We start from the raw sequence: 11,590 nt of genomic DNA, 5'->3' as shown, positions 1-11,590 counted from the left end.
CGCGCGCATGTGCTGCGCATGGGGCTGGATGAACCGGATGGGCTGAAGGAGGAGCTGTATCAGCGGCTGTTGCTGGCGGGGTTGCAGGCGACGGCGTCCGCTTGAAACCGCTTTCGCTGGCAAGCCAGCTCCCACAGGTACAGTGCAGATCTCGAGATCTCTGATTACCCTGTGGGAGCTGGCTTGCCAGCGAAGCTTTTAAATCAGCCCAGGCAGGTCCAGTGCCTGCGCACAGGCTTCAAGCGAACGCCGTTCACTCTCGGCATACAGCGCCAGCTCATCCTGCACCGTCTTGCCCAGCGCCTGCTCGAACGCTGCACGGTTGGCATTGCTGCCGTACTCGCTCTGCGCCCCTTCACCCAGGTTCGACTGGAAAATCCCCGCCGCACTCACCGGCAGGAAGTCTTCATACACCAACGCCTCGAAGTGCACATGCCCGGCCGCGATCAGCGCGTCCAGCGAGGTGGGCCGCTGCGCCTGCGCCCGTGCGTTCAAGCCACGCTCGGTGGGGAAATAGCGGAAGTACGCCAACCCCTGCTCGCGCATCTGCGCCAGGTCATCGGGGAACGCCTCGAAGCGTTGGCCCAGCAAGCCCATGTAACGCTCGGCATTGGCCTCGGCCGGCACGCCGCCCAGGTCGGCCCGCGCCGCGTCCAGCAACTGGTCGTACAGCACCCGCCCCTTGGGCGTCAGTGCCGCACCACGCTGCTCGATCTCGCCAAAGCGCGCGGTATGGCTACCGCCGTCGGCACCCTGCTGGTCGATGAACGCCACACGCTCCTGCAAGGCCTTGAAGCTGGTCTGGCGCAGCAGGATCGGGCAGCGGCGCTGGGGTGGGCCCTCGATCACGGCCTTGGGCGGGATGCCCTTGGCCGGCATGCCGAGCTGAATCGCATCGATGTCCAGCGTGCGCGGCGTCAGGTGGTTGATGTGCGGGCCCTTGAACGCCACCACGTCGGCAATCAGGCGGTGCTGGTCGTGCAGTTGCTGGTACTGCTCGGCCGTCACCGTGGCGTCGTGGTGCCAGCGGAAGGTATGCAGCGCTTCATGCACGAACGCCTCGGCATCCTGCGCGTTCAAGCCACCTGCGGTCTCGAACTGGGCGATCAGCTGCAAGGCCCGCGGGGTGAAGATCTGCCGCTTGGCCAGGATCGCGGCGGCCAGCTCGCGCAGGGCCGGGTTGTCGATCAGCTCCAGGCGCAGCAGCGAGGTGAACACGCGGAACGGGCTGACATGCAGCGACTGCTCGTGCACCGCGCGAAACGCTGTGGAGTGCACCGGCACGCCGGCCGAACTGAGGTCGTAATAGCCCACCGGGTACATGCCCATCACCGCGAACAGGCGGCCGATGGTCGCCAGCTCCTGGGCCGTGCCGACGCGGATGGCGCCGTGGCGCTCCTGGTCCAGGCGTTCGATCTCGCCGGTCCAGCGCAGCGCCTCGGCCACCTTGGGCTGTTGCGTCATCACCTGTTGGTTGATCTCGCTCACCAGCTCCAGCAGGGTGCCGTACAACGGTACTTCCTGCTTGTACATGAGCGACATGGCCGCGGAAAACCGGGCGCGAATGCTGTCCGGGCTGACGAAATCTTGAGCGGGCATCGAAAGCTTCCTGAGGGTAAAAATCACCCTTACATGAAAGCGAGGAATGCAGGCCCGGCACAAGCGAAAAAAAAGTCGAGCGGTCATTCCTGTAATTCAGGACGTGGTCGCAGCCACCTGCTCGCGAATCCATTCCACCAGGCTGCGCACCTTGGGTACCTCGGCGGCGTGCTCGGCGAACGCCAGAAAGTGTGCACCGCTGCTTTTCATGGCGTGCGGCCACGCCAGCACCAGCTTGCCTTCGGCCAGTTCCTGCGCCACCAGGTAACGCGGCACCAGCGCCACACCGCAACCCGACTGCGCCGCACCCAGGCACATATAGAAGGTGTCGAAGCGCGGGCCATGGTAGCTGTTGGCCGAATGCAGGCCCTGTTCCAGGAACCATTCATGCCAGGCCTCGGGGCGCGAGGTGCTTTGCAACAGCACCCGTTGCGACAGCTCGCTGGCGTGGTCGAGGGTGCGCCCTTGCAGCAACTCCGGCGCGCACACCGCCACCACTTCCTCGCCGAACAGCTCGATGCAGGTGGCCCCCGGCCAAGTGCCCTGGCCATAGAAGAACACCACGTCGGCGGTGTTGTGCAGCAGTGTGAAAGGCTCCATCTCGTTGCGAATATCCAGGTGTATATTCGGGTAGCGCTTGCCGAAGCCCTTGAGGTGCGGGATCAGCCAGCGCACGCCGAAGCTGGGCTGGGTGGCCACCTTGAGCACTTCGGTCTGTTCGCCGTAGGACAGGATATAGCGGCTCGACATGTCCACCTGCGTGAGGATCTTGTCCACCTCGGCCAGGTACAAGGCGCGGCCGGGGTCAGTTGCAGGCGTCGGCGGATGCGCAGGAACAGGGGGTGGCGCAGCATCTGTTCGAGTTGCGCGACCTGTTTGCTCACCGCGCTCTGGGTCAGGTGCAGCTCCTGGGCGGCGCGGGTGAAATTCAGGTGCCGGGCCGCAGCCTCGAAGCATTGCAGGGCCGCCATCGAGGGCACCAGACGTTTGGACATAGCGGTCGTACTCACCCGTCGAACCATTACCTGGCGGAATGATGTGCAGAATAAAGGTCGTTTGTAGCGCCAGAGTGATCGGATTAATACTGATCCCATCACCAATTACAACCACTCACCGCCTTGCAGGAGAAGAAAATGGTTGATGGATTGCTCGCCCGCCTGGGTGTACCGGCCTCTGCCTACACCGATGGCAACCATCCCGTTCACACCCCCATCGACGGCAGCGCAATCGCCTCGGTGCACCTGGAGTCCAAGGCTCAGGTACTGGGCAAGATCGAACAGGCCGAGCAGGCCTTCCTGGCCTGGCGCAATGTGCCGGCGCCGCGTCGCGGTGAGTTGATCCGCCTGTTTGGCGAAGTGCTGCGCGAGCACAAGGCGCAACTGGGCGAGCTGGTCTCGATCGAAGCCGGCAAGATCACCCAGGAAGGCCTGGGCGAAGTGCAGGAAATGATCGACATCTGCGACTTCGCCGTAGGCCTGTCGCGCCAGCTGTACGGCTTGACCATCGCGTCCGAGCGCCCAGGCCACCATATGCGTGAAACCTGGCACCCGCTGGGCGTGGTCGGCGTGATCAGCGCCTTCAACTTCCCGGTGGCTGTCTGGGCGTGGAACACCACGCTGGCGCTGGTGTGCGGCAACGCCGTGATCTGGAAGCCGTCCGAAAAGACTCCGCTGACCGCCCTGGCGTGCCAGGCGCTGTTCGAAAAAGCCCTGAAAGCCTTCGGTGAAGCCCCGCAAGGCCTGGCGCAACTGATCATCGGTGACCGCGACGCCGGCCAGGTACTGGTCGACGACCCGCGCGTGCCGCTGGTGAGCGCCACCGGCAGCACCCGCATGGGCCGTGAAGTGGGCCCGCGTGTGGCGGCCCGTTTCGGCCGCAGCATCCTGGAACTGGGCGGCAACAACGCGATGATCCTGGCGCCGAGTGCCGACCTCGACCTGGCGGTGCGCGGCATCCTGTTCAGTGCCGTGGGCACTGCCGGCCAGCGTTGTACCACCCTGCGTCGCCTGATCGTGCACCGTTCGATCAAGGACGAAGTGGTTGCGCGCGTCAAAGCGGCCTACGCCAAGGTGCGTATCGGTGATCCGCGCCAGGACAACCTGGTCGGGCCGCTGATCGACAAGGGCTCGTTCACCGCCATGCAGGACGCCCTGGCGCGTGCGCGTGACGAGGGCGGCAATGTGTTCGGTGGTGAGCGCCAGTTGCAGCAGCAGTACCCGAACGCCTACTACGTGACCCCGGCAATCGTTGAAATGTCGGGGCAGAGCGAGGTGGTGCGCCACGAGACCTTCGCGCCGATCCTGTATGTGCTGGCGTACGACGAATTCGACGAGGCGCTGCGCCTGAACAACGAAGTACCACAGGGCCTGAGCTCGTGCATCTTCACCACCGACCTGCGCGAAGCCGAGCGCTTCCAGAGTGCGGCGGGCAGTGACTGCGGTATCGCCAACGTCAACATCGGCACCAGCGGTGCGGAAATCGGTGGCGCGTTTGGTGGCGAGAAAGAAACCGGCGGTGGCCGTGAATCGGGTTCCGATTCGTGGAAAGCCTACATGCGTCGTCAGACCAACACCGTGAACTACTCGCGCGAGCTGCCGCTGGCGCAGGGCATTGTGTTCGACTGATAACGGCGTCGGCCTCTTCGCTGGCAAGCCAGCTCCCACAGGTATCCCACTGCTTCCAAGGCCAGTGAAAACCCTGTGGGAGCTGGCTTGCCAGCGAAGGGCGCACCACCCATCCAAGGCCAACCAACGGAGCCGGCCATGACCGACCTGCGTCAAGAATGTCTGTGGGAGTTCGTCACCCCGCCTGCGGCACCCGCCGCCGCATTGGCGGCCGAGATCAAGGCAGATGTGTGCGTGATCGGCGGTGGCATCACTGGCCTGTCGGCGGCCATCCACCTGCTCGAACAAGGCAAGTCCGTGGTGCTGCTGGAGGCCCGTGCCATCGGTCACGGTGGCTCGGGGCGCAACGTCGGGCTGGTCAACGCCGGCACCTGGATCCGCCCCGACGATGTCGAGGCCACTCTGGGCCAGCAACAGGGCAGCCGCCTGAACAAGGTACTTGGCGAGGCGCCGGCCGAGGTGTTCGCGCTGATCAAGCGCCTGGGCATCGATTGCCAGGCACGTAACGAAGGCACGCTGCACATGGCGCACAACGCCAGTGGCGTGGCCGACCTGCAGTCGCGTCACCAGCAATGGAGCCGACGCGGTGCCGATGTGCAACTGCTGACCGGCGCGCAATGCCAGGAATACTGCGGTACCGACAAGATTTCCGCCGCGCTGCTCGATCGCCGCGCCGGCACCCTCAACCCGATGGGCTATACCCGTGGCCTGGCCGCTGCCGTGCGGCGCCTGGGCGGGCAATTGTTCGAACAGTCCGGCGTGACCGGGCTGGCCCGCGAGGGCAGCGGTTGGCAGGTGAAAACCGCGCAGGGCGCGGTCAGCGCCGACAAGGTGGTGATCTCCACCGGCGCCTACACCGAAGGCGACTGGACCGACCTGCAAAAGCACTACTTCCGTGGCTATTACTACCAGGTGGCGTCCACGCCGCTGCAGGGCGCAGCCGCCGACAATGTGCTCAAGCATGGCCAGGGTTCGTGGGACACACGCACGGTGCTCAGCAGCATCCGTCGCGACGACCAGGGCCGCCTGCTGCTGGGCAGCATGGGCCGGGTCGACAACAAGCCGGCGTGGTTCGTGCGCAGCTGGGCCGACCGCATCCAGAGCCACTACTTTCCGCAACTGGGCAAGGTCGACTGGGAGATGCACTGGACCGGCTGCATCGACTTCACCCCCGACCACCTGATGCGTCTGTTCGAGCCGGCACCGGGCATCGTCGCGGTGACCGGCTACAACGGCCGCGGCAACACCACCGGCACCGTGATCGGCAAGGCCTTCGCGCAGTACCTGCTGCAGGACAACCCGGACGCGCTGCCCATCCCGTTTGCACCGATGAAACCGGTGTCGGCGCCGTTGCTGCGCACCGGCGTCTACGAAACCGGCTTCTCGCTGTACCACGCCGGCCAATGCCTGCGCGTGCTGCTGTAACCGCTATGGGGTCACTTGTTGTGCAGCCAGCTGAGGAAGCCACCTTTTTTGATGGCTGCCGGTTTCTGCAACAGCAGTGACTGGCTGGCCTGCTGGCGAAAGCGCGCCAGCTTGCTCAGCGCAGCCTTCACTTCACCGCGCTGTTCCAGGCAACTGCGCACATCGTCCTTGTCGATGCGGTAGAGCAGGCAACTGCTCAGGCTGCGAAACTCGGCATAGGACGACTCGCCATCGAGCAGGCCCTCGACCCCCAGCACTTCACCCGGGCCCATGCGTCCGGCCTCCACCGACGTGTCGCCATCGCGAATCGCCGCCGATACGACCCCGGTGCCGATCACCAGTACATGTGCGCTGGCTTCGCCGACGCCCAGTATCACCTGGCCGGCCAGGTACTCCACCGGCACCATGCGCTGGCTGAGGCTGTCCTTTTCGTCGTTGCCGAGCGAGCGGAAGATGCGCACGTCTTCGAGCAGGCTGCGCTGACGGCTCCACGGGCGCGGTGTACTGTCGGCGTTCCACACCACCCCGGCGGCTTGCAGGTGACGGTGCGCCAGGTCGAACAGCAGGTTGCGCACTTCGCCCTTCTTGCCCATGTCGCTGACGAAACCGCTGGCTTCATACTCCACCGATTCGAGCGTAGTGGCCTTGATCGTTACCTTGGGCGCGGGCGTGGCCAACAGTGCGCTGCTGCCCTGCAGGGTTTTTTCCAGCGCATCGAGCACCCGCCGCGGGCGTACCTGGGCTGGCACCACCACGCTGATCGAGACCCCGTGCACATCGCTGGGGCGGCTGAAATTGAGCAGCTTGGCCTTGGCTGCCACCGAGTTGGGAATCACCGCCATGCTGCCGTTGCCGGTGAGCAGGCGCGTGGCGCGCCAGTCGATGTCGATCACCTTGCCTTCGGTGCCGTCGATGGAGATCCAGTCATCGATCTGGTACGGCCGCGTGGTGTTCAGCACGATGCCCGAGAACACGTCGCTCAGGGTGCTCTGCAAGGCCAGGCCGATCACGATCGCCATCACCCCGGAGGTGGCCAGCAGGCCCTTGACCGGCAACTGCATGACGTAGGCTGCGGCGGCGACGATGGCCACCAGGAAGATCAGTGCCCCCAGTACGTCCTGCAACAGGCGCCCGGTGTGCCCGCTTCGGGCGATCAGCATCAGGCCGAGCACCACGGTGAGGGTGCGTGCGGCGAACAGCCACCAGGCAATTTCCAGTACCGTGGCCATCAGGTTGCGTGCCACGTCGTCTGGCCAGGGCGCTGGTTGCAGCGGGCTCATGCCGGCGCTGATCAGTACCGCGCTGAACAGCACGAAGGCCAGCAGGCGCGCGGCGATGCGCCAGTTGCGCCGCTGCAGCGGGATCGCCCGCCACACCAGCAGGTCGATCAGCAACAGGCTGGCGCTGAGCAGCAAGGGGTAGGTGTGCAGGAATGTGAGCATGCCGGTCTCGGTCGGGTGGGCTACTGCCAGTAAAGGCAGTTTGAAAGCCATTATCAACAACACTTTTTTTGATAGGACTGGATCCAATCAGTAGTGTCGATTAGCCTTCACCGCCATCATGAATGCCTTTTCGCGCGACCGCGCTCACTAAATGGACTTAAGGGTGCCCCCTTTGCAGAACATCCCCCAAATTCGCCTGCAACTTCGTGAATGGGTTCGTACCGAATCGTTCGATGAACTGAATCGCTACTTCGACAATCTCGAGGCTGAGTGGGCAATCGCCGAGCCTGGCAGCCACCATTATCTCGATACTGCCCGCACGGGCACGCTGTTCGATTTCAGTGTGACCCCGGCCAGCGACATTGCGCGTTTTTTTCAAGCCTGGATAGCCGCCTGCCCGGATGCCTTCCACCCGCGTCTGTTCATGGGCAGTTTCTGCTTCGGCCGCGCGGGCAACATCCGTGGCACCGGCTGGGCCAACAGCGTGACCGAAGACTGCTGGCTGGGGGCTGCGCTGGCGTGCGAGCTGTCGGCCATGCACCTGCTGGCAGCCATCGAGCGCTCGCCGCGGCCGGTGGCGGCCGGTGTCACCCTGATGGAACTGTGCGCGCACTTTCGTGAGCCCGCCTGGTTGAATGAATTGTTCCGTGGTCAGCCCGCCAGGAGCATGGCCAGCGACGATCAGGACCCCGAGTTGCTGGAGATGGCGGTGGAGCACCTGGCGCGCTATGGCCTGGTACCTTTGCAGCAGGCCCCCGAGGCGTTGCCGGCGGGCTTGCCACAGCGTGAAGCGCACGAGTTGGACCAGGGCCAGGATTACTGGCTGCACCGGGTGATTGGCTGGCGTGCGGATTGCCTGGAGGCGTTGCAGAGCTACGCCAACTACCTGCTGCCGCGCTGGGGCGGCAGCCATGAAGACATCGAAGGCTTTGCCGCCGGCCCGCTGTGCGCCGCGCTGAACGAGGCGCAGCGCAATGTGATTCGCTGGGTAGCGTTCTCTGACATCCACGAGTATTTCCCGGCCAAGGAGGAGTTCAACGCGGCGCGCGAGGTCCTGGCCGACTACGAAGCCTGGCTTGAGCGTGATCTGCTGCCCTTTTACCGAGGTTACGCGCTGGGCGATTTCGCACATTTCTGCGCGTACTCGCTGGACAACCCCACGCGTTCGATGCAATTGCACGTCGCCAGCGTGCAGGCGTTTCCCGAGGGCAGCTACTATCGCCAGATCGACGGGCCGTTCGGCGCCTTCCTCCACCTGGTGGTGGTGAACAACATGGCCGACGAGACGGGTGCGTTCAGGACCGCCGTGGAACGCATGTGCGCGATGAACGAGCATGGCGTGCCGTTGGCGGTCAAGGCGCTCGGTCATCAGTTCGGCCTGTGGGGCTTCGACAAGCAGCCGCAACAGGTTGCCGACCTGCTTGAGCGTGCTCAGGTGCTCGGCCAGCGCGACCTGGGCGAAACCGGCCTGGACATCGTCAGCCTGCCCGCACGCGTGTGGTGGGGCGGCCATCATGACGAAAGCTACTACCTGGCCCTGCAATGGGCCGAGCGTGGCCTGCCGGGTGCCGCCTTCTTCCTGCATGAGATCCACAGCGGGCGGCTGGACGATGTACCGCAGCGCTATCTGGATGACGCCGAGAACCTTCGCTGGCTGCAGCAGGGCGCACAGCAGGGTTGCCCTCGAAGCATGTTCAACCTGGCCTGGAGAAAGCTGTTCGACGACGAGCTGGACATGACCGTGCGCGCCAACTTCGATGAGGTGGTGCAGCTGTTCGAAGGCGCCCGCGAGTCGACGCGGGCCGAGCTGCGTGCGCGCATCCGCATCGGCATCCTGCTGCGCGACTACGGTACTGGCGAAGAACAGGAAACCGGCGTGCAGTACCTGCGTTCGCTGGTCGACTGCGATGACGACTGGGTGGCCGCACGCACCTGTGCCGAGATCGCACTGGCCTACATGCACGGTCGCGGGGTCACGAAAAGTCGCTTTGCCGCGATGGAGTGGGCACAGCATGGGGTAAACCTGGCGCCGGACGACGAAGGCATCCAGGAGGTCCAGTACCAGGTGCTGAACTCCCACAGCCTGGTCAAGACCCTTGTCACCTCGATTGGCGCGATCCTGGGCCGTGGCAAGGTCGGCGTAGAGGATCTGCCGCCCAAGCCGGCGCAGTAAGCCGATGGACGTACTGCAACGTTTGCGCATCAGCGCCTGGCTGCTGCTGGGCAACGGTTTTCTGCTGGGATGCGGGCTGGCGCTGTGTGCGCTGCCGTTGATGATGTTCCTGTGGCTGCACGGGTTGACCGGCCTGGTGGCCGGGTGCCTGACCCTGCCTGCCGCGCTGTTTGGCATCAGCATGCTCAAGGTGCCGTTCACGGTTCGTGCAGACTCCAGCGAAGATGGCATCGCGCTGGAGGCGGCGGATGCGCCGCAACTGTTCGAGCAGATCGAGCGAATTCGCCTGGCATTGGGAGCACCGCCGCTGGACGCGGTTTACCTCAACGACGAGTTCAATGCGAGCATTCGCCAACACCATGTGCTGGGCCGCAAGACCCGCAACGTGATGTGGTTGGGCCTGCCGTTGCTCGATACCCTGTCGCCCCAGGCCTGCGCCGCGATCCTGGCGCACGAGTGCGCGCACATCGCCCATAGCCATGGGCGCTACGCCAGCCGGGTGTATTTCGCGCGCCTGCAATGGAAGGCGGCAGGCGAGCGGCTGGACTTGCACCGCTCACTCTCGAGTGCGCCGCTGCGCCTGTTCGTGGGCTGGTATGTGCCGCGCTTTCTGGCACTGAGCCTTAACTTCGCCAGGCGCTGCGAGTACCAGGCCGATGCCGAGGCGGCCCGCGCCTGCGGCGTCGAGGCGATGCGCGAGGCACTGGTGGGGCTGGCCCTGCAGGACCGGGCCATGGATCAGTCGTTCTGGCCGTCGGTGTTTCTGGCGGGCAGCACCACGCCGTTGACGGACTTGGCCGGGCGTGGCCCGCTCGACCTGCCCGCGGATATCGCCGAGGCGCGTAGCTGGCTGCATGGCGCGCTGTGCCGCGAGACCGACGACACCGACACGCATCCGGCGCTGAGCGACCGCCTTGCCGCCCTGGGCGGTGCGCCAGACCAGCCTGACGCCGCGCTGGTATGGCAACGCAGCCAGCCGAGTGCAGCGCAGGCGTGGCTGGGCGAGCAGCACCTGGGCCTGGCGCAGCGCCTGGATGAGCAACGCGCCGAGGACAATGCGCGGTGCTGCGAGCAGGCGCGTGAGGCGCATGAGGCACGCGTGGCCGAGCAGCATGACCTGCTGCGCAAGCGACGCCTGCGCGCCTTGACCAGCGAGGAGATCGCGCGCCTTGCCTGGTTGTACCGCACCCTCGACATGGCCGGCGAAGAAGCGATGACGCTGCTGGAGGAGGCGTTGCGCCAGGCACCTGATACACCGGCGCTGCGCTACCAGTTGGCCGAATGTCATGTGCTGGCCGGCCGAACAGAGGCGGCCGTGGCGTTGTGGCGGCAGGTGGCCGAGCAGCCTGGTGCACTGCAACTGCACAGCTTGCGCAAGCTGAGCGTGCTGGCCCTGCGCAGCGATGATCGTGCTGCGGCGCAGCACTACCGGCGTGAGGCCGATGCCCTTCAGCGTGCAGGCTGTACCGAGGGGGAAGAGGGCGAGTGGATCGCCCACGACCTGGTGCCGGTGGAGCGCAACAACCTGATCGAAACCCTGGCGCCGCTGCTCAACCTGGCCACTGGCGTGTGGCTGGTGCGTGAGGCCGGGGCCCGGCGTTATGTGCTGCTGGTGCTCAGCGCGTCTTCACTGACATCGCGGGTGATCAGGCGCCTGACCGGTGAGCCTGACTACGTGCAACGTGATTGCCAGCACTTGCTCAATCGCCTGCTGCCGCGCATTCGGCTGGACGTGGAAGCGGTCATGCTGTCGACGGGCGATGCGCGGTTGGTGCATTGCTCGGAAGCGGCGCGGCTTCGCTTGAGCGCGTTGGTGTAACCCTTCTGGCGGGCCGCTCTGGCCCGCCTGTTCCCGATCCCTTCAATACAACGCTTTTGGGCCGGTAGCCCGAGAGTGCTCGATTTGCCAGGCGCCAATCGTTCACAAAATAGAACGCTATAGCCAATTTTAGCTATCTGGTGCGCCAAAGGTCTTGGTTTTAATCTTTACCCATCAACGCGAAACACCCCACTGATTTGAAACCAAACCACCTTCTGGAGCACGACCATGACCGCATTCAACTACAACCGCCTGAACAAAGACGACGCTGCCGTACTGCTGGTCGACCACCAGGCGGGCCTGCTGTCGCTGGTACGCGACATCGAGCCGGACCGCTTCAAGAACAACGTGCTGGCCCTGGCCGACCTGGCCAAGTTCTTCAACCTGCCGACCATCCTCACCACCAGCTTCGAGCAAGGCCCCAACGGCCCGCTGGTGCCGGAGCTCAAGGCGCTGTTCCCGGACGCGCCGTACATCGCCCGCCCCGGCCAGATCAACGCCTGGGACA

At 65.0% G+C, this 11,590-nt stretch carries 9 protein-coding genes and 1 pseudogene; 7 read left to right on the top strand and 3 right to left on the bottom strand.

Annotated elements, in window-relative coordinates:
• Window positions 1–105, top strand: a 105-nt coding sequence (locus tag G3436_RS29100; protein ID WP_420801250.1) for a hypothetical protein, incomplete at its 5' end; no start/stop codon positions are given.
• Between the two features lie 93 nt (window positions 106–198).
• Here the strand turns inward: G3436_RS29100 and hglS are convergent.
• Together hglS and G3436_RS23615 are read right to left on the bottom strand one after the other, a co-directional pair.
• The gene (hglS, locus tag G3436_RS23620) at window positions 199–1,599 is read right to left on the bottom strand and encodes a 2-oxoadipate dioxygenase/decarboxylase HglS (RefSeq protein ID WP_163950142.1); all 1,401 of its coding nucleotides are present in this window, start codon (window positions 1,597–1,599) and stop codon (window positions 199–201) included.
• A gap of 96 nt (window positions 1,600–1,695) precedes the next feature.
• A pseudogene (locus G3436_RS23615) lies at window positions 1,696–2,531 on the bottom strand (LysR family transcriptional regulator).
• On the opposite strand from G3436_RS23615, the gene G3436_RS28645 reads away from it, so the two are divergent.
• From G3436_RS28645 to amaA, 3 genes are all read left to right on the top strand, one after another.
• Window positions 2,442–2,636 carry a hypothetical protein gene (locus G3436_RS28645; RefSeq protein ID WP_338001312.1) on the top strand — a complete coding sequence of 65 codons (195 nt, stop codon included), beginning with the start codon at window positions 2,442–2,444 and terminating at the stop codon, window positions 2,634–2,636. The pseudogene G3436_RS23615 and the gene G3436_RS28645 overlap by 90 nt on opposite strands.
• A gap of 96 nt (window positions 2,637–2,732) precedes the next feature.
• On the top strand, window positions 2,733–4,223 hold the full coding sequence (amaB, locus tag G3436_RS23610; protein WP_163950141.1) for an L-piperidine-6-carboxylate dehydrogenase: 1,491 nt from the start codon (window positions 2,733–2,735) through the stop codon (window positions 4,221–4,223).
• A 138-nt stretch (window positions 4,224–4,361) separates the two neighbouring features.
• Window positions 4,362–5,648: an L-pipecolate oxidase gene (gene amaA, locus G3436_RS23605; protein WP_163950139.1), complete on the top strand. Its 1,287-nt coding sequence runs from the start codon at window positions 4,362–4,364 to the stop codon at window positions 5,646–5,648.
• Between the two features lie 11 nt (window positions 5,649–5,659).
• Here amaA and G3436_RS23600 read toward each other — a convergent pair whose 3' ends face one another.
• Window positions 5,660–7,090, bottom strand: a complete 1,431-nt coding sequence (locus tag G3436_RS23600; protein ID WP_163950144.1) for a mechanosensitive ion channel family protein — start codon at window positions 7,088–7,090, stop codon at window positions 5,660–5,662.
• Between the two features lie 163 nt (window positions 7,091–7,253).
• Here G3436_RS23600 and G3436_RS23595 point away from each other — a divergent pair, with 163 nt between their 5' ends.
• The 3 genes from G3436_RS23595 to G3436_RS23585 form a co-directional block, all read left to right on the top strand.
• Window positions 7,254–9,263 carry a DUF4034 domain-containing protein gene (locus G3436_RS23595; protein WP_338001311.1) on the top strand — a complete coding sequence of 670 codons (2,010 nt, stop codon included), beginning with the start codon at window positions 7,254–7,256 and terminating at the stop codon, window positions 9,261–9,263.
• A gap of 4 nt (window positions 9,264–9,267) precedes the next feature.
• The gene (locus G3436_RS23590; RefSeq protein ID WP_163950135.1) at window positions 9,268–11,082 is read left to right on the top strand and encodes a M48 family metalloprotease; all 1,815 of its coding nucleotides are present in this window, start codon (window positions 9,268–9,270) and stop codon (window positions 11,080–11,082) included.
• Between the two features lie 228 nt (window positions 11,083–11,310).
• On the top strand, window positions 11,311–11,590 hold a 280-nt coding region (locus G3436_RS23585; protein ID WP_476644181.1), incomplete at its 3' end, for a cysteine hydrolase family protein.

This window comes from Pseudomonas brassicae (genome assembly GCF_010671725.1).
Lineage (GTDB): Bacteria > Pseudomonadota > Gammaproteobacteria > Pseudomonadales > Pseudomonadaceae > Aquipseudomonas > Aquipseudomonas brassicae.
This window is presented reverse-complemented; position numbering and strand designations above follow the sequence as displayed.